Source organism: Collinsella sp. TF07-1, assembly GCF_003437235.1.
Taxonomy (GTDB): Bacteria; Actinomycetota; Coriobacteriia; order Coriobacteriales; family Coriobacteriaceae; genus Collinsella.
In genome coordinates, this window is record NZ_QSRV01000011.1 from 13011 (window position 1) to 31448 (window position 18438).

General features: G+C 61.0%; 19 protein-coding genes. All 19 read right to left on the reverse strand.

Going from position 1 to position 18438, the window contains the following annotated elements:
- Positions 1 to 3 precede the first annotated feature (3 nt).
- On the reverse strand, positions 4 to 1458 hold the full coding sequence (gene atpD, locus DXC67_RS05645) for a F0F1 ATP synthase subunit beta (RefSeq protein WP_006235717.1): 1455 nt from the start codon (positions 1456 to 1458) through the stop codon (positions 4 to 6).
- Positions 1458 to 2366, reverse strand: a complete 909-nt coding sequence (atpG, locus tag DXC67_RS05650; protein WP_006235716.1) for an ATP synthase F1 subunit gamma — start codon at positions 2364 to 2366, stop codon at positions 1458 to 1460. The genes atpD and atpG overlap by 1 nt, the downstream gene beginning before the upstream one ends.
- 5 nt (positions 2367 to 2371) lie before the next feature.
- Entirely contained in the window at positions 2372 to 3970 is a 1599-nt protein-coding gene (gene atpA / locus DXC67_RS05655; protein WP_035138794.1) for a F0F1 ATP synthase subunit alpha, read from the reverse strand.
- Positions 3970 to 4446 carry a FoF1 ATP synthase subunit delta gene (locus DXC67_RS05660; protein ID WP_006235713.1) on the reverse strand — a complete coding sequence of 159 codons (477 nt, stop codon included), beginning with the start codon at positions 4444 to 4446 and terminating at the stop codon, positions 3970 to 3972. Before DXC67_RS05660 ends, atpA begins: the two co-directional genes overlap by 1 nt.
- Positions 4436 to 5038 (reverse strand): F0F1 ATP synthase subunit B, encoded by a 603-nt coding sequence (gene atpF, locus DXC67_RS05665; RefSeq protein ID WP_006235712.1) that lies wholly within the window; start codon positions 5036 to 5038, stop codon positions 4436 to 4438. Before atpF ends, DXC67_RS05660 begins: the two co-directional genes overlap by 11 nt.
- 15 nt (positions 5039 to 5053) lie before the next feature.
- Positions 5054 to 5248 carry an ATP synthase subunit C gene (locus DXC67_RS05670; protein ID WP_022094262.1) on the reverse strand — a complete coding sequence of 65 codons (195 nt, stop codon included), beginning with the start codon at positions 5246 to 5248 and terminating at the stop codon, positions 5054 to 5056.
- A gap of 124 nt (positions 5249 to 5372) precedes the next feature.
- Positions 5373 to 6176 carry a F0F1 ATP synthase subunit A gene (atpB, locus tag DXC67_RS05675; protein ID WP_022094263.1) on the reverse strand — a complete coding sequence of 268 codons (804 nt, stop codon included), beginning with the start codon at positions 6174 to 6176 and terminating at the stop codon, positions 5373 to 5375.
- A 3-nt stretch (positions 6177 to 6179) separates the two neighbouring features.
- Positions 6180 to 6491: a hypothetical protein gene (locus DXC67_RS05680; protein WP_117637669.1), complete on the reverse strand. Its 312-nt coding sequence runs from the start codon at positions 6489 to 6491 to the stop codon at positions 6180 to 6182.
- Between the two features lie 282 nt (positions 6492 to 6773).
- Positions 6774 to 7421, reverse strand: coding sequence for a uracil phosphoribosyltransferase (gene upp, locus DXC67_RS05685; protein ID WP_117637670.1), 648 nt, complete (start codon positions 7419 to 7421; stop codon positions 6774 to 6776).
- A 123-nt stretch (positions 7422 to 7544) separates the two neighbouring features.
- Positions 7545 to 9086, reverse strand: coding sequence for a glycerol kinase GlpK (gene glpK, locus DXC67_RS05690; RefSeq protein WP_089573103.1), 1542 nt, complete (start codon positions 9084 to 9086; stop codon positions 7545 to 7547).
- A 13-nt stretch (positions 9087 to 9099) separates the two neighbouring features.
- On the reverse strand, positions 9100 to 9843 hold the full coding sequence (locus DXC67_RS05695) for an L-threonylcarbamoyladenylate synthase (RefSeq protein ID WP_089573104.1): 744 nt from the start codon (positions 9841 to 9843) through the stop codon (positions 9100 to 9102).
- A gap of 134 nt (positions 9844 to 9977) precedes the next feature.
- Positions 9978 to 10469: a type II toxin-antitoxin system HicB family antitoxin gene (locus DXC67_RS05700; RefSeq protein ID WP_147330254.1), complete on the reverse strand. Its 492-nt coding sequence runs from the start codon at positions 10467 to 10469 to the stop codon at positions 9978 to 9980.
- Positions 10436 to 10621: a type II toxin-antitoxin system HicA family toxin gene (locus DXC67_RS10815; RefSeq protein WP_117637672.1), complete on the reverse strand. Its 186-nt coding sequence runs from the start codon at positions 10619 to 10621 to the stop codon at positions 10436 to 10438. Before DXC67_RS10815 ends, DXC67_RS05700 begins: the two co-directional genes overlap by 34 nt.
- A 68-nt stretch (positions 10622 to 10689) precedes the next feature.
- Positions 10690 to 11940, reverse strand: coding sequence for a HemK/PrmC family methyltransferase (locus DXC67_RS05710; protein WP_117637673.1), 1251 nt, complete (start codon positions 11938 to 11940; stop codon positions 10690 to 10692).
- 598 nt (positions 11941 to 12538) lie between these two features.
- Positions 12539 to 13606: a peptide chain release factor 1 gene (gene prfA / locus DXC67_RS05715; RefSeq protein WP_055252487.1), complete on the reverse strand. Its 1068-nt coding sequence runs from the start codon at positions 13604 to 13606 to the stop codon at positions 12539 to 12541.
- 291 nt (positions 13607 to 13897) lie between these two features.
- Entirely contained in the window at positions 13898 to 15325 is a 1428-nt protein-coding gene (locus DXC67_RS05720) for a M20/M25/M40 family metallo-hydrolase (RefSeq protein ID WP_117637674.1), read from the reverse strand.
- Positions 15326 to 15396: 71 nt separating this feature from the next.
- A complete protein-coding gene (locus DXC67_RS05725) occupies positions 15397 to 16182 on the reverse strand; it encodes an amino acid ABC transporter ATP-binding protein (protein WP_117637675.1) in 786 nt (261 codons plus the stop codon).
- 22 nt (positions 16183 to 16204) lie between these two features.
- Positions 16205 to 17353 (reverse strand): amino acid ABC transporter permease, encoded by a 1149-nt coding sequence (locus tag DXC67_RS05730; RefSeq protein WP_117637676.1) that lies wholly within the window; start codon positions 17351 to 17353, stop codon positions 16205 to 16207.
- 9 nt (positions 17354 to 17362) lie between these two features.
- The gene (locus DXC67_RS05735; protein ID WP_117637677.1) at positions 17363 to 18289 is read right to left on the reverse strand and encodes a transporter substrate-binding domain-containing protein; all 927 of its coding nucleotides are present in this window, start codon (positions 18287 to 18289) and stop codon (positions 17363 to 17365) included.
- Positions 18290 to 18438: the final 149 nt, after the last annotated feature.

An 18438-nucleotide genomic window follows, 5' to 3' on the forward strand; every position in this document is an offset into this window, starting at 1 on the left:
AACCTACTTCTCCCCCATCTTGCGGGCGCGCTCGCGCACGTCCTCAATCGTGGAAGCATAGCGGAAAGCCTGCTCGGGCAGGTCATCGGCCTTGCCGTCGACAATCTCGGCGAAAGAGCGGACGGTATCCTCGACGCGGACGTAGACACCGGGGTTACCGGTGAACTTCTCGGCGACGTGGAAGGACTGCGAGAGGAACTGCTGAATCTTACGAGCACGGTTGACCGTAAGGCGCTGCTCCTCGGACAGCTCGTCCATACCCAGAATGGCGATGATGTCCTGAAGGTCGGAGTACTCCTGCAGGAGCTCCTGGACCTTGACGGCAACACGGTAGTGCTCCTCGCCGACGATCGAGGGATCGAGAGCGTCGGAGGAAGACGCGAGCGGGTCGATAGCCGGGAACAGGCCGAGCGACGAAATGCTACGCGAAAGAACCGTGGTGGCGTCGAGGTGCGTAAACGTCGTGGCAGGCGCCGGGTCGGTCAGGTCGTCTGCGGGGACGTAGACAGCCTGGACGGAGGTAATGGAGCCCGTCTTGGTCGAGGTAATGCGCTCCTGGAGGTCGCCCATCTCGGTTGCCAGCGTGGGCTGGTAACCAACGGCGGACGGCATACGGCCCAGCAGTGCGGAAACCTCGGAACCCGCCTGGGAGAAGCGGAAGATGTTGTCGATGAACAGCAGAACGTCCTGGCCGCGATCGCGGAAGTACTCAGCGGTGGTAAGGCCGGCCAGACCGATGCGCAGACGCGCTCCAGGCGGCTCGTTCATCTGACCATAGACCAAGCAGGTCTTGTCGATAACGCCAGACTCGCTCATCTCGAGGAACAGGTCGGTGCCCTCGCGGGTACGCTCGCCGACGCCGGTGAACACCGAGGTGCCGCCGTGCTCCTGGGCGAGGTTGTTGATGAGCTCCTGAATCAGAACGGTCTTGCCGACGCCGGCGCCGCCGAAAAGGCCCGTCTTGCCGCCACGGATGTAGGGCTCGAGCAGGTCGACGGCCTTGATGCCGGTCTCGAAGATCTCGGTCTTGGTGGTGAGCTCGTCGAAACGGGGCGCTGCATGGTGGATGGGGTAGAACTCCTCCACCTCGGGCATGGGCTTGCCGTCGACGGGCTTGCCCATGACGTTCCAAATGCGGCCGAGCGTCTTGGGGCCAACGGGCATCTTCATGGGCTCACCGGTATCGGTGGCGATGAGGCCGCGCTGCAGGCCGTCGGTCGAGGACATGGCGACCGTGCGGACGACGCCGCCCGGAAGCTGGCTCTCGACCTCGAGGATCGTGCTCAGATGACCGATCGGGGTCTCGGCCTCGACCGTGAGCGCGTTGTAGATCGGGGGCACCGCGCCGTCAAACTTGACGTCGACGACAGGGCCGATGATTCGCACGATGCGACCATCACCGGCAGTCGTCTTCTTGGTGGCTTCCTCGACCGCAAGCTTTACGGTGTTATTAGCCATTACTGTTCCTCCAATGCTGAGGCTCCGCCGACGATCTCGTTAATCTCGGTCGTGATCGAAGCCTGGCGCACGCGACTATACGTGCGGGTAAGGGTCGAGATGATCGCGGTGGCGTTTTCCGTCGCGGAGTGCATGGCCTTGCGGCGTGCACCCTGCTCGGCAGCCGCCGAATCGATCAGGGCCTGGTAGATGACCGTCAGGATATAAGACGGCACAAGCTTGCCGAGAACATGCTCGGGAGAGGGCACGAACTCGAACGTGGACGAGATGCGCTTAGGGGCGTCGGTCTCGTTCTTACGCGGACCGTGGGCCATAGCGATCATCTCGGGGTCGAGCGGCAACAGATGCTCGACGCGAAGCTCCTGATCCACGCGGTTCTTGGCGTGGTGGTAGACAAGCTCGACACGGTCAAGCTCACCGGCACGATACGCATCGCAGATATGAGAGGAGATCATGCGGGCCTGATTGAAATCGGGCTCAGAGGAGTTGCCCTCAAAGTGCATGACGACGTTTGCGCGGTCACGGAAATACGTGGCCGGTTTGCGCCCACACGCGATGATCTCGCACTCGATGCCGTCGTTCGCCCAAGAAGCGGCGAGCTTTTCGGCCGTGCGCTCCACCGTCGTATTGAAACCGCCGGCAAGGCCGCGGTCCGAGGCAATAACGACAATCAGGCCATGCTTGACGCTCTCATGCTTCTGCAGCATGGGATCGGTGCCCGAACAGGAAGCGTCGCCGGCGACCGTCAACATGACGTCGGTCAGCGCCTCCTTATAGGGCTCGGCCTGCTTGGAGCGATCGAGGGCACGACGGATCTTGGCCGTAGAGACCATCTCCATCGTGCGCGTGATCTGCTTGGTCGTGGTAACCGAGGAGATTCGCTTCTTAATGTCGCGAAGGTTGGCCATGGGGCTTAGTTCTCCTCTGATCCAGAAACATCCGAATGGTGCTTGGCCATGAACTGCTGCTTGAAGTCGCCGATGACGCGCAAGAGCTCAGCCTTGGTGTCATCATCGATCTTCTTGGCGCGAACCTTGTCGAGCAGCGAACCAAAGCCATTGTCCATGTACTCGATGAGCTCGGCACGGAAGGGCAGCACGTCGGCGATCTCCAGGTCATCCAGGAAGCCCTCGTTGCCAGCGAACAGCGTAACGATCTGCTCGCCAACCTCAAACGGCTTGTAACGCGGCTGCTTCAGGAGCTCGGTCATGCGAGCACCATGGGTCAGCTGCTTCTGAGTAGCCTCGTCGAGGTCGGAGCCGAACTGCGTAAAGCCAGCGAGCTCCTGGTACGAAGCGAGGTCCAGGCGAAGGTTGCCGGCAACCTGCTTCATAGCCTTGGTCTGCGCATCGCCACCGACGCGGGACACGGAGATGCCCACGTCGACTGCCGGGCGCTGACCCTGGAAGAAGAGCTCGGACTGCAGGTAGATCTGACCATCGGTAATGGAAATGACGTTGGTCGGAATGTAGGCCGAGACGTCGCCGTCCTGGGTCTCGATGATCGGCAGTGCCGTCATGGAGCCGTAACCGTTCTTCTTGGACATCTTGACGGCACGCTCGAGCAGACGAGAGTGCAGGTAGAAGATGTCGCCAGGATAGGCCTCGCGTCCGGGCGGACGATGCAGCGTCAGCGACATCTGACGGTAGGCCACAGCCTGCTTGGACAGGTCGTCGTAGATGACGAGCACGTGGCCGCCGGGGTTGGTCTCGCTGGCGGGCTTGCCGTCCTCGCCGTTGTACATGAAGAACTCGCCGATAGCGGCACCGGCCATAGGCGCGATGTACTGCATAGGGGCGGAATCGGCAGCGGTGGCCGAAACGATGATGGTGTAGTCGAGCGCACCGTGCTGAGCGAGGGTCTCGCGGATGTTGGCAACCGTGGAGGCCTTCTGGCCGATGGCGACATAGATGCAGACCATGCCCTTGCCGCGCTGGTTGAGGATAGCGTCGATGGCGATGGCGGTCTTACCGGTCTTACGGTCGCCGATGATGAGCTCACGCTGACCGCGGCCAATAGGCACCATGGAGTCGATAGCGAGCAGACCGGTCTGAACCGGCTCGCACACCGGGGTACGATCGATGACGCCGGGAGCCTTGAACTCGATGGGGCGACGGTGCGTGGCGACGATGTCGCCCAGGCCGTCGATGGGCTGGCCGAGCGGATTGACGACGCGGCCGAGCATGGCACGGCTCACGGGGATATCCATAATGCGGCCAGTGGTGCGGCACTCGTCGCCTTCCTTGATGGAGTCGACGGCACCGAACAGAACGGCGCCGACCTCGTCACGGTCAAGGTTCTGGGCAAGGCCGAAGACGGTCTCACCGGTATCGGAGCTCTTGAACTCCAGAAGCTCGCCTGCCATGGCACTCTTGAGGCCGGAGACGCGCGCGATGCCGTCGCCTACCTCGTCGACCGTTGAAACCTCATGCGTATCGACCGTCGCGGAGAGGCTCGTGAGCTGCTCCTGCAGTTTCTTGGCGATATCCTGGGCATTGAGGGTTTCGGACATTAGGCTTCACCTCCGTACGAATTAGCAGAGTTTGCGAGGGTCTCCTGCGCGATGCGCAGCTGCGTCTTGACGGAAATGTCACGACGCTCGCCGCGGGCCTCGAGCACCAGGCCGCCCACGATAGACGGGTCAACCTGCTCGATAAGGAATACCTTGCGGCCGAAGTCCTGCTCGCATTTCTTAGTGATGGTTTGACGCAGCTCGTCGTCGAGCGGGATCGCCGTGGTGACGGTCACGCCCACTACATCCTCGTCTTCCTCGGCAACATACTTAAAGGCAGCTGCCACCTTGGGAAGAAGGTCGAGCTGGTCGCGCTTGGACATGGTGTCGAGCACGGCGATGATCTCGGGGCTGGCAGAAGCCAAGCGCTCGATCATCTCGAGGTCCTCGAACACATGGTTCTCGGCCTTAGCGGCTTCCAGAAGGGAGCGCGCGTAGGTCTCGAGCACCTTGTCCTGATAGCGGCTAGTCGGCATTCAGGCTACCTGCTTCCTGGATGTAGCGCTCGATGAGCTTCTTCTGCTCGGCATCGTCCTCGAGTGCCTCGCCCACGATCTTGGTGGCGACGGCAACGGACAGGTCGGCGATGGAGCTCGCGGCACCGGCGTAAATGGACTTGCGCTCGTCCTCGACGGTCGTATGGGCCTTGGCGATGATCTCCTCGGCCTCCTTGTGAGCAGCCTCGATGATACGGGCGCGCTCGGACTCGGCGTCCTTACGGGCCTCGAGAACGATGTCGGCAGCCTGACGACGGGCGTCGGTGACGATCGAGTCGGACTCAGCGCGCTTGGCGATAGCCTCCTGCTTGGTCTTCTCGGCCTCGTCGAGGCTCTCCTCGATCTTCTTGCCGCGCTCCTCCATGGTTTTCATGATGCCCGGCAGGGCGACCTTGGCCAGCACGATCCAGATAATCAGGAAGGCGATAAGCGCCGGGATGAACTCCGCCATCTTAGGGATGAGGATGTCCGCACCGGCAGCGCCGTCCTCAGCGAACGCGGAAACCGGCATGAGCAGCGCGGCCGCGGACGCGGAGAGTGCGATCGCGCTCTTCTGGGATGAAAGATTCATACTTGACGCTCCGTGCTATTTAACGATCAGCGCGACAACGAAGCCGATCAGAGCCAGAGCCTCGCCGAAGGCGGAGCCCATGATGAAGACGGTGAACACGCGGCCCTGGACCTCAGGCTGACGGGCCATAGCACCCGTAGCACCCAGAGCAGACAGGCCGATAGCAAGACCAGCGCCGATAACACCGAGACCGTAACCGATAACTCCCACGATTCCTCCTTTGTCGTGCGTGTCTTATTTCACGCAGGATAACCTTTTTTATAACTGCCGGGCTCCATGGGTACGGGCACCGGCGGTTTAACGAATTGCTTACCTTTAAGGCGCGAGCGGAAGGCTACTCCTCCTCCGCGACCTCCTCTGCCTCGGAGACATACACGGCGGTAAGGACCGTGAAGACGTAAGCCTGGATGGCGCCGACCACAAGCTCGATCGCATAGATCAGGATGAGGATGGCAAGCCAGGCTAGCGAAGGCAGGGCGCCAACGGCGTGGGCCGCGGAAACCTGCTGAAGCAGCGGCTGCATGAACATGCTCGCCATGATGGCGAACGAACCCATGACCACGTGTCCTGCGAACATGTTGCAGAACAGACGGACGGCGAGCGTGATGAGGCGCAGGAAGGTCGAAAAGAGCTCGACGACCCACACGAGCACGTTCATCGGGAAGCTCACGCCCTGCGGGGCGAGGCTCTTGATGTAGCCGATCACGCCGTGAGCCTTGCATCCGTAGTAGATGAAGTACACGAAGGCGAAAATGGCGAGTGCGGCGGTGGAGCCGATTGCGCCGGTGCCGGGCTTCATTCCCGGAATCAGGCCGATCATGTTATTGATCAGGATGAACAGGAAAAGCGAGCACAGGAACGGGAAGTGCTTCTTCCAGTTCTCACCCACGACGCCCTTGCCGATATCGTTCTCGACGTACTCGATGATGTACTCGAAACCGTTGACGAAGAAGCCCTTGGGAACCAGGGTCTGCTTCTTCTTGAACACGGCCAGGACGATCAGGAGCACGATCGTGGAGACGATCAGCCAAAACGAGTACTGCGTGATGCCGCAGCTCAGATCGCCCACGACAGGGGTGGAGCTGAACTCGCTGACCAGATGATTAATCTCATCAGGCAGCTTTTCAAAAATTTCCACGACTTACCTTTCGACCTCATGAGGATCTCGCAGCGCCTTGGCGACGCGAACCGTGCAGGCGGCCATAAAGGCCACGAAGCCGATCGCCTCGCCCAGGAGGAACATGCGAAATGCCTCTCCGAACAACACAAACACAACCAAGGTAAAGACGAGCAGGGCGATTGCCGAGACCGCCAGACTCACCATACCCTTGAGCATGTCCGCATTCTGTCTATCGTCAAGAACCGGCTTGAGCGTAAAGACAAAGGGAAGGAAGGCGATCGCGCCCGCGATGGCACCTGCAACGATAGCGAGCAAATCGGCTATCTGAAACACTGGCGTCCTCACTTTCCCTTTTTAACGCTTCACAGAACAGTTCCCGCCAAACATTGGTGACTATTGTACGAGCCAATCGCTAAAGTACAACCGAAAAAGCATCGGTTAATACGCACCTGTTCGTTTTCTTAAGACCTTCTTTATGCCGCAGGTACGGTAATACGTTTTTCTCGAACCCTGCAGGGCAAAACGTCCGTTAACAGGAGTGCGCGCGGTCGCCTTCTGTTCGTCCGCGCGCACCGTTTCTTCGTATTTGCAGCCGCGGTCGTCTTAGTCCAGCGACTAGAGCGTGCCGTAGATACGGTCGCCGGCGTCGCCCAGGCCGGGAACGATGTAGGCAGCCTCGTTGAGATGGTCGTCGATGGCGCAGGTATAGATATGCACATCAGAATCCTTCTCAGTCAGCGACTTGAGGCCCTCGGGGGCCGCGACGATGCACAGCATGCGGATGTCCTTGACACCGCGCTCGCGCAGGTAGCTGATGGCCATCTCGGCCGAACCGCCCGTGGCGAGCATGGGGTCGACAACCAGGCAGATGCGCTGGTCGATATCCTTGGGCATCTTGCAGTAATACTCGTGCGGCTCGTGGGTGACCTCGTCGCGCTTCATGCCGATGTGGCCCACGCGAGCGGAGGGCACCAGGTCGAGGATGCCGTCGACCATGCCAAGGCCCGCACGCAGGATGGGCACGATGGCGAGTTTCTTGCCGGCGAGCTGCTTAAACGTTGCGGTGGTGATAGGGGTCTCGACCTCGACGTCTTCCATAGGCAGGTCGCGCATGGCCTCGTAGCCGTCAAAAAGCGCGAGTTCGCGCACGAGCTGACGGAACTGGTTGGTGCCGGTGTTTTTGTCGCGCAGGATCGACAGCTTGTGCTGGACGAGCGGGTGATCGACAAGCGTCACACGGGACGCATCGTAGGTGACGGTCATGGGTTGATTGCCCCTTTCGTTGCGGCCGCAAAACGGCCTTGCTGACAAGGCGCGCAGCAATGTTGCCGCCGCACGCCATGCATTAGTTTAGCGGTTTGTTGTATCGAGCAGCCCATCGCAGCCCTACTGTGAGGTGCTGAGCGAGCGCCTGACTGCATCACGCCAGCCCGCAAGGTTTTGCTCGCGGCGCTCGGCGGACATGTGGGGAAGGAAGGTCCTAACGATCTGGGCATTTTGCTCCAGCTCTTCCAGGTCTTCCCAATAGCCGACGGCAAGACCCGCCAAGTACGCGGCACCGATTGCCGTGGTCTCCACCGTCTCGCATTGCAGCACGGGGATATCCAGCAGGTCGGCCTGGAATTGCATGATGAACTCGTTGCGCGAGGCACCGCCATCGACAGACAGGCGCTCAATCGAAAGCCCCACGTCCTGCTCCATGGCGCGCAGCACGTCGTAGCTCTGATATGCCATGGATTCGCAGGCGGCACGTACAATGGTCGCACGGCTCGAGGCGCCGGTCAGACCGCACACGATACCGCGAGCATGCGGGTCCCACCAGGGAGCACCCAAACCCGCAAAGGCCGGAACGAAGTAGCAGCCCTCGTTGTCGCTAATCGAAGCGGCGAGTTGTGCCGACTCGCTCACGCTCGAGATGATGCCCATGTTGTTGCGAAGCCAGTTCATCGTTGAGCCGGCGGCAAAAATAGAGCCCTCGAGCGCATAGCTGACTTTGCCGTCCGCAGCGATACCGATGGTGGAGACCAGGCCATTCTTGGATTCGACGATCTCGTCGCCGGTGTTCATGAGCATAAAGCAACCCGTGCCATAGGTGTTTTTGGTCTGGCCGGGACGGAAACAGCAGTGGCCGAACAGCGACGCCTGTTGGTCACCCGCCACGCCCATGATGGGCGGCATGTTGGTCATGATGTCGCTCGCGACGCGGCCGTAGTCGCCCGAGCTCCAGCGAACCTCGGGCATCATGGAACGTGGAACGTCAAAGAGTGCCAGCAGGTCGTCGTCCCAATCGAGCGTATGGATATTAAAGAGTGCCGTGCGGCTGGCATTGGTGTAGTCGGTGGCAAAGACCTGGCCGCCGGTGAGGTTGTAGATGAGCCAGGTGTCGATGGTGCCAAACATGAGGTCGCCCGCCGCCGCGCTTTCGCGTGCGCCGTCGACGTTGTCGAGAATCCACTGCACCTTGGAGGCCGAGAAATACGGGTCGAGCGTGAGTCCCGTGCGGGAGCGCACCAGCCCTTCTGCGCCCTGCTCGACAAGCTCGTCGATCAAAGGTGCGGTACGGCGGCACTGCCATACGATAGCGTTATAGATCGGCTGACCGCTCACGCGATCCCAGACCACCGTGGTCTCGCGCTGGTTGGAGATGCCGATGGCAGCAATGCGGTCGGAGTGGATACCGCTCTTAAACTGGACTTCCATCATGACGGCGATCTGGCTAGCAAGGACCGCCATGGGGTCTTGCTCCACCCAGCCGGGACGCGGGAAGCTGGTTTTGACGCTGCGACGTGCCTGCGCGACGATGCATCCGTACTCGTCGACGATGGTCGCAAGTACCGAGGTGGTGCCGCAGTCGAGCGCCATGATGTAGGAACCGCCAAAGTCAAACGAGGCATCTTCCATGCCCAGGCTGCCCAGATTCAACGACATCGCTTAAACCTTTCTATTGCATCGGGTCGGACAGGACCCGTTCGATCTCTGATGCGGGAAGTGCGCCTTGGCGCAGGATCTGGAGCTCGCCGTGCTGAAACGACACGATGGTCGAGGCGTCGCGACACGGGGTCTCACCGGCGTCGACGGCAACATCGACCCCCTCCAGGATGCGACCCTCCACCGTGATAAAACTTGCCGGCGCGGGCGCGCCATGCGTGTTGGCGCTGGTGCAGGCAAGGGGGCTGCCACAGGCGCGAATGAGCGCCTGCACCACGGGCGAGGCCGAAGCGCGAAGTGCCACCGTGTCGTCGGCAGCGCGCATAAAGGTCGGCACGCAGGGGGCTGCCTTGACCACGATAGTCAGGGCTCCCGGCCAGCATCGTCGCGCGAGTATGCGGGCATCTTCCGGGATATCCACGCCATAGCGGTCGAGTGCTTCGACGCCATCGACCAGCCAAGCGACGGTTTGCGTGAGTTCACGTTGCTTGAGAGTGAAGATACGGCGATAGCCGGTGCCGAGCGCAGGAACTGCGGCGCCATTGACGGCAGCCTGCGGATCGCGCGGCCACGATGGGAATTCGCTTGTATCTTGGGGCACGGCGTCCGAGAAGGCGTTGACTGCCACGGCGACACCGTAGACGGTCTCGGTCGGGATCAAAGCCAGGCCGCCGCGGCCGAGCACCTCGGCCGTGCGCTCGACGGCAAGCCGATGCGGCTCGCGCGTTCCCTCGTATACCCGATAGACCGTCTGCATGTGTATGCCAGCCCCTTACGCTCTGGTGCAAGTTTGTTTACTGTGGGGCATTCTCGCACGAAACGTTCAATCTATTTGCCCAGAGCGCATGTTGGTTTGGTGAGCGGCTCTAGTAGTCGGTGAAAGTGAGGGGGTTATTGGACTGCGACGAACTTCTTTGGCCTGCCGGCGTGGCGTTCTTGGGCGGCGTAGCGCTCGATGCTGTCTATCGTTATCATCCGACGGCCGTCGACGAGTTCAACATCGAGCTTTCCGGCTTTGACCAGCGCGGTAATCCGCGGAGCGGAGACTTTGAGGTCCAGCGCTGCGTCTTTAAATGTTCGGCACGCCGCTTCCCGAGCGTCCTCGTGGTCGATTTCGACTGAAAGGGCCACGACCTCGGCCGAGCGTTCGTACCCTGCCGGAGTCAAACCGTTGTTGAGGTCGTCGGCCAAAAACGCCATCAGTGCCTCGGTGGCATGGGCAATCGCGTCTTCGCGCGTATCGCCATCGGCAAAGGCGCCGGGAATCTGCGGGAAGCTGGCGCAGTAACCGTCGTCTTCTTTTATGAGAACGCAGTCATAGGTAAATCGCTGCCTCATTTTGCCTCCAACTACCGTCCAGCTTGGCGACGAATACTTGCCCACGTGCCCTTCTTTGGTCGATCACCACCAGAGCCGTTCACGGTGACAACACGATCGCTAGAAACATACTTAGCATGACTACCGACTTGCGCGACCTTCACGAATCCATCGTGCTTGAGTAGGGCAATGATTTCCCGAAAGGTAGGAGGTTGCATGGGCCGACCTCTTTCAGCCGTCCTAATTATAAACTAATTTATAATTGTTGCTAACCAGTTAATAAATATTACTGGCGCTGCTTGGGCTCGGTGACGATGGCTCGGACGATGCGGGGGCGATCGGTAAGGTCATGGACGATACGCACGTCCGAAAGGCCTGCCTGGCGACAGAGCTCGGCCGCGGCATCGAGGGTACCCTCGTAGAGCTCGCAGGCAAACAGGCCGCCGGCGCGCAGCATGTAAGGCGCCGCGTTGAGCAGGCGGCGGAAGATATCGAGGCCGTCGGCGCCGCCCTCGAGCGCCAGGTCGGGCTCAAAGTCCTTGACCTCGTGCGGCAGCGAGCGCATGACGTCGGTCGGGATGTAAGGTGGGTTGGAGACGAGCACATCAAAGGTGCCCCACTCTTCGCGGGGAATGGAACTCACCAGGTTGGTGAGGCTAAAGGCAACCTCATCTGCCGTGAGGCCGAGGGTGTCGCGGTTTTTGGTGGCCAGATCGATGGCGCGCGACTCGATATCGGTGGCGGTGCAGGTAACGTGGCCGCGGCGCTCCCAGGCAAGGGAGAGCGAAATGCAGCCCGTGCCGCAGCCGACCTCGAGAACGCGGGCAGTGCGGGGCTCGGCTGGGGCAGGCGCAGCGGCATCCTGAGCTGAAACCGTCTCCTGGTCGGCACCCTCGATGGCGACGCCGTATTCGTCGAGCTCGGACTCGGCGGCTTCCGCGGCTTCGGCTTCTGCTGCCTGCGCGGCGGCTTCCTCGGCCTCGCGATCGGCCAGTTCCTCGGCATAAGCGCGACTGCCCAGCACATCGCCGCCTAGCGCCGCCTCGTCGGCAGCTGTGAGGTTGGCGGCACGGCGCTCGGCCGTCGCTCGCTCGTCGGCCAGCGCGGCCTCGGCCTTGCGTGCCTCCTCGACCTCATCGTTCCAAGGCAGCTCAACACGCTGACGGGCAGCGGCCTCGGGGCTCAGTACCTCGGCATCCAGATAATTGAGGACTTCCTCGACGAGCATCTCGGTCTCGGGGCGCGGAATGAGCACACCGGGGGCGCACGCGACGTCGATCATGCGAAACTGCGTGCTGCCCGTGATGTATTGCAGCGGCTCGCCCTTAGCGCGGCGGACAACGGCCGCATGCATGGTCTCGAGCTGGGCCGCGTTAAGCGTCTCGTCCATACGCATATATAGGTCAATGCGCGCCAGGCCCGTGGCGGCGCACAGCAGCCACTCGGCAGAAAGACGGGGGTGCTCCTCGCCGCGCTCGGCCAGGTACTCCTTGGTCCACTCGAGACAACGCTTGATGGTCCAAATCTCGTTTGCCATGGGGCCCTCCCCTCTTAAGCGCCGGACGGCGCGCGAATGTCGGAGCAGATTGTAAGCGAGGCCAGCGCTTGGCAAGGGGCGATTGAAGGCGATTATCGAGAATCAGCCCAGAATTTTGCACCGAGCTCGCTCAAAGTGTTCATTCGCTGACGTCTAAATTTGCATTCGTCAAGCTTTTGGCAAGGTTGCCCCAAAACTGACCAATATCTAACCAAGAACTTGCCAAATCACTTGACGCGCGACCCATCAAAAATCGCCCCGCGACTTCTCGGACGCTTTTTCGAGCATTATTTTCAATAGCAGATGAGTGCCGCTAATTTCTTTGAGCAGGTAGCCGGCTTAATGGCCATCAAAGCCGATTAAATAACATCTCAAAGCAATGTACCCAACCTAGTCATTTAAGAACGTCCCCAATGACTACATCTAAGGCGCCGCAGGTTGAGCATAAGTCAGCGAAAGCGCCCCTAAGCGAGCAAGGTGACGTGAAAGAGGAGGGAAGCGTACTTCGGTACGCGACCGACGATTGAACGTCAGATTGCCGCTTAGGGGCGTTTGCAGCGTCGAGCCGTTACGCGGTTTGGCAAAACCGCGTAACCCACTAAACTGCCTGTGCCAGCTTCTCGGCTCGCTCGGCGGCGGCGAGCGCCTCGATGACGGTGCCGAGCTGGTCGCCCAGGAGGACGCCGTTGTAGGTGGAGTTGAAGCCGATGCGGTGATCGGTCACGCGGTCCTGGGGCTGGTTGTAGGTACGGATCTTCTCGGAACGGTTGCCGTGGCCGATCTGGCTCTGGCGCTCGGCACCGAGCTCCGCCTGCTGCTTCTCGAGCTCCATCTCGTACAGACGGGCGCGCAGCATCTGCATGCAGACTTCGCGGTTCTGGATCTGGGAGCGCTGTTCCTGCGACTGCACCACGGTGTTGGTGGGCAGGTGGGTGATGCGCACGGCGGAGTAGGTGGTGTTAACGCACTGACCGCCAGGGCCGGAGGCACAGTAGGTATCGATGCGCAGGTCGGACTGGTTGATCTGAACGTCGATCTCCTCGGCCTCGGGAAGCACGGCGACGGTTGCCGTGGAGGTCTGGATGCGACCCTGGGACTCGGTCTTGGGAACGCGCTGGACGCGGTGCACGCCGGACTCGAACTTCATGACGGAGTAGACGCGGTCGCCCTCGACCTTGAACTCGATGGACTTAAAGCCGCCGGCCTCGCTGGGGCTGGAGTCGAGCACGGTGGTCTTCCAGCCGCGCGACTCGCAGAAGCGCTGATACATCTTGTACAGATCGCCGGCAAAGATAGCCGCCTCGTCGCCACCGGCGGCGGAGCGAATCTCGACGATGGTGTTCTTGTCGTCGTTGGGGTCGCTCGGGATGAGCATGTACTTAATGTCTTCCTCGAGCTGGGGAAGCTTGGCCTCGTTTTCGGAGATGTCCATCTGGAGCATCTCCTTCTCATCGGCATCGGTCGTATCGTGGAGCATTTCCTTGGCAGCCTCGATGTCATCGAGCGCGCCGATGTACTCGCGCGAGGCGGCGATGAGGTCGGACTGGTGCGCGTACTCCTTGTTGAGACGCGTGAACTCCTTGATGTCGGAGGCAACGGCCGGGTCGGAAAGCTTCTTCTCGAGCTCCTCATAGGCCTTGATGATCTTTTCGAGCTTGTCGCGCATGGCGGGACTCCTTTATATGCGTGAAGGTGAAAATCGGCAGAGTTGATGGGGCGCGCGGCGCCGCTGCGGGGGTAAGCCCGGCTAGAACATGTCGATCTTCAGATACATGCGCATCCCTTCGCGTATGGGGTACATAGTTGCGGTCTAACCCATACATGATAGCGTGCGCAGGCAAACCTGCATATAACCCGCACGGAATGAGTGGACATAGCCGTTGGGGACGTTCATTAACGACTAGTCGTTTAAGAACGTCCCCAACGGCTAACAAAGGGACTGTCGCTTTGTCACATTCTAGAGCGTTTGAAGCAGAGCGATGAAAAAGCGTACGCCCTGGAGGTAGGCGCGGCGGGTGATGCGCTCGTTGGTGCCGTGGACACCGCGCTCGCACTCGTCATCGTCTACCACAAAGGCCGAGAAGCGAATGCACTCGGGGCAAATGCGCTGGTAGTTGGCAGCATCGGTCGCGCCAATCACGGTCGAGGGAACGATACCGATAGGAGCTCCGCCCGCCGCTGATGATCCGTTTTCCTCCGTCCCCTCTGGATCACGGAAATAGCGGGCGGCGATGACGCGGACGGTCTCGAGTCCCGGTCCGCCGATGCGCGGAGACGGCGAGGGTTCGGAGCTGCCAGGACCGAGCTCGATCTCGACACGGTCGGCGAGCCCCGCCTCGGCAACGGCGACGCGGCAGCAGGCCACGACATCGGCCACACTCGTGCCCTCGAGCATGCGGAAGTTAATGTTTGCCCACATATCCTGCGGCATTACGTTGGCGCCGGTGCTGCCACCCTCGATCTGGGTCGGTGCACAGGTGGTGGTCACGAGCGGATAGAGCTTCTTGCTGGCGAGGCACTCGCGCACGATGGCGTCCCTGTTGGAAGCAATCTCGTCGGCCGTGTAGAGCTCCAGCTCGACGAGCTGTGCGGCAAGCAGGTCCGTGACGCGCGTCGGCCACTCGATATCGCAGATTGCGGTGATGGCACGGCTCAACACCTCGAGCGACGTGCCGCCGTAGGGGTTGGAAGAATGCCCACCCGCGCTCTTTGTCTTGAGCACAATGTCGGCATAACCCTTCTCAGCCAGGTCGGCGTGCATGAGCCAACCCTCGCCCGCGTTGTACTCGGCAGCCGAAACAATACGGTAGTCACCCTCGTCGATCAGATATTCAAGTTCAACACCGCGCTCCTCGAGCACGCGGCCGATAGCTCCAGCGCCGTACTGCGTGGTTTCCTCGTCCTGGCCAAAGGCGAGCAACAGCGAACGCTTGTGCTCCCAGCCGTGCGCCAACGCATACTCAACCGCCTCGAGAATGCCTGCGACCTGATCCTTCATGTCGATAGCGCCGCGACCCCAAATGTAGGTGTCGTCCACCTGTCCGCTAAAGGGGGCGTGCGTCCAGTCGGCCTCGGTACCCGGCACCACGGGGACCACGTCCATGTGGCCCATGAGCATGACGGGTTTGAGGGCGGAGTCGGAACCGCCAAGCGTCACCAACAGCGAGTGGTCGATAAGCTCGACCTCGCCCGCCGCAAACACGCGCGGCCAGGCCTGCTGCATATAGGCGCGCAGGTCGTCGAAGGGCTGCCAGTCCACCGCCTCGGCATCCATGCTCGAGATGGTCGGAAACGACAGCACGCGGCCCAAGCGCTCGCACGCGCCGGCCTCGTCCATATCGGCAAAATCGTCCTCATGCGCAAAGAAGCGCCAAACCTCGGCCATGACATCCTTTCGATTGTGACGACAAAGGCCGCCCCACGGGAGCGGCCCTGCAACGTAGGCGTTTGCGCCGGTTATTTGTCCTCGAGATAGCGAGAGAGGAACTCGCGAGTGCGCTGGTGCTTGGGATTGCCGAAGAGCTCGGCCGGCGCGGCGTCCTCGAGTACCACGCCCTTGTCCATAAAGACCACGCGGTCGGATACGGTTCGGGCAAAGGCCATCTCATGCGTGACGACGACCATGGTCATGCCGTCGGCAGCGAGCTTGCGCATGACCTCGAGCACCTCGCCCACGATCTCGGGGTCGAGCGCCGAGGTCGGCTCGTCAAACAGCATGATCTGCGGATTCATGCACAGGGCACGAGCGATGGCCACACGCTGCTTTTGACCACCGGACAGGCGACCCACGGCGGCGTGCGCGAACTTTTCGAGTCCCACGCTCGCCAGATGCTCCATCGCGACCTTCTCGGCCTCGGCCTTGCTCATCTTTTTGAGCGTGACGGGCGCGAGCGTGCAGTTGTCGAGCACGTCCATATTGTTGAACAGGTTGAAGCCCTGGAACACCATGCCGATGTCCTCGCGCAGCTTATTGATATTGCAGCGCTCGGCCGTAAGGTCCTGGCCGTGGAACCAGATGTGGCCCGCGTCCGGGGTCTCGAGCAGGTTGAGGCAGCGCAGGAAGGTCGACTTGCCCGAGCCCGAGGCGCCGATAATGGTGACGACCTCGCCGGGATTGACAGCGAGGTCGATGCCCTTAAGCACCTCGAGCGAGCCAAAGCTCTTGCGCAGGCCCTCGACGCGGATAAGCGGCTCATTGGTCTGTGCGGCGGCCGCGGTGCCGGTAGTGGCGGTATCTGCCATGATGATTCTCCTCGTCTTGAGCCTAGTTGGAGCTGGGCAGCGTTGCCGGGGCCTCGGCGCCAAGCTTTTTGCCAAAGGCCTCGAGCAGGCGGCTCGCCACGAGCGTCAGGATCAGGTAGACCACGAGCGCCACGCAGTAGACCTCCATCTGGCGGTAGTACACGCCGGCGACCGTGGTAGTAGCGTACATGAGGTCAAACACGCCGATGACCGAAAGCACCGACGAATCCTTGATGTTGATGATGAGCTCGTTGGTGAGCGCCGGAATCGCATTTTTAATGCCCTGGGGGAACACGACCTTGCGCATGGCTTGCCACTGTGACAGACCCAGCGAGCGCGCTGCCTCGGCCTGACCGGGGTCGATGGACTCGATGCCGCCGCGCAGGACCTCCATCATGTAGGCGGTAGAGTTGAGCGAGATGGTGACGAGGCCGGCAGTGAAGGTACTCCAGATCTGGTTGGCCTGGGCGGTCTCGAAGCCCATGCCGCGCAAAACGGTGAAGCCCGCGTAATAGATGAGTAGGCCCTGGACCATCATGGGCGTGCCACGCACGATGGTGGAGTAGATGGTCGCAAAGCCGCGGCCGACACTCTTAAAGAAGCGCACCAGGTCGTTGTCCACGCGATCGAAGGTCTGAATGCGCAAAAACACAAAGAGCAGCGCAAGGAAAAAAGCGATGACGGTACCGAAGGTCGCAAGTGCGATGGTGATCTCGATGCCGCGGATAAAGAAGTCCCCGCTCTTGTAGGTCATGTAGACCAGGCTCGACAAAAAGTCGCTGGGGTTGGAGTCCGAGACAATACTCACCTGCACCAGGTCGATAAACGACATGACGCAGCGGTCGACAAAGAAGATCGCCGCGATGACGACCACGACATAGCTGCCCAGGCGCGCGCCGCGACGGAAACGCTCGGATGCAAACGGTGACTTTTCGCGATAGTCGCTCCAGTGCATAACCTTGGTGACGAGCGCTGCCGCCGACACGACGATCCAGGCCCAAAGAATCGCCCAAAGGCAATCTTGGAAGATGCCGGTGGGCGCCAAAAAGCTCAGCGGCGTGGGGTTGCGCTGGCTAAATGCCAAGCCGAGCGCCGCGATAACGCTCGTGCCCAGGTACACATAACGGTGGTCGGCCTTGATAAAGGAGGCCAGACGATTGATGCCTTTCATGCTGCCTCCCTATGCCGGCTGACGGTCGAGGCACGCGTCCCACATTTGGTCGCGCTCCTCTTGGCTAATGCCCTTGAGTGTCTTGTCGATGAGCTTAAGCAGTTTGTCCGATCCCTTGCGGCAACCGACATTCGCCGTGACCTCCTGCTTAAAGCCCTCGCCCTCGGCAAAGTGGATGGGGACGATACCGGGATTTTGGGCCATATAGCCCTTTTCGTTCTCAGTGTTGTAGGTCACGGCGTCGCACGTGCCCTGCAGCAGATTCGAGAACACCGTGGGGACCGAATCGACCGGGTTCTTGTGCACAACGCCCGGAATCTCGTCGATGACGGTATCGAGCATGGTGTCCTTTTGGCCGAGCACCGTGGCACCGCTGAAGTCGCTGAGCTTGGTGGCGTTTTGGTAGGGCGAGCCCTCTTTTACGAACAGGCCAAAGTAGCCAATGAAGTACGGGTCGGAAAAGCCGACGGACTCCTCGCGCTCGGGCGTGGCGCTCATGCCGGCGATGATGAGGTCAATCTGGCCGTTGTTGAGCGAGTCGATAAGGCCCGAGAAGCTCTGCTTGACGGCAACGGGCTCGCCGCCGAGAGCCTTGCAGACGATCTTGGCGATCTGCACGTCGTAGCCATCGGCGTAGGCTCCCTGCACGTTATCGATGGGGATCGTGAACTCGCTGGCCTCGGAAACCTGCCAGTTGTACGGGGCGTAGGCCGCCTCCATGCCAATGCGGATCTTATCCTTGCCGATCACAGAATCGGACAGGTCGTCGCGACCGCCGCCCGTCGTGGACTGAACTACTTCCAGCGTGGAGGGACGCTGGCAGCCGGCAAGTGCGCCGGCGACGACAGAAGCGCTCGCAGCGAGAGCGCTACCCAAAAAGATGCGACGGCTGCATACCGGCTGTGGATGCGCGTCGCGTTGATGGGGAGAATGCATAATCTGCCTTCCCTGTTGAATCGTATGCTGACGACTTAACAGGATATACGCCAGCGACCAGCAGCGCAGCACAAGCTCGAAAAATTAATAGACACACGGTAGTCATTGGGAGCGTCGATGTTTTGGCAATGCCAGCAGGCGCCACCCAG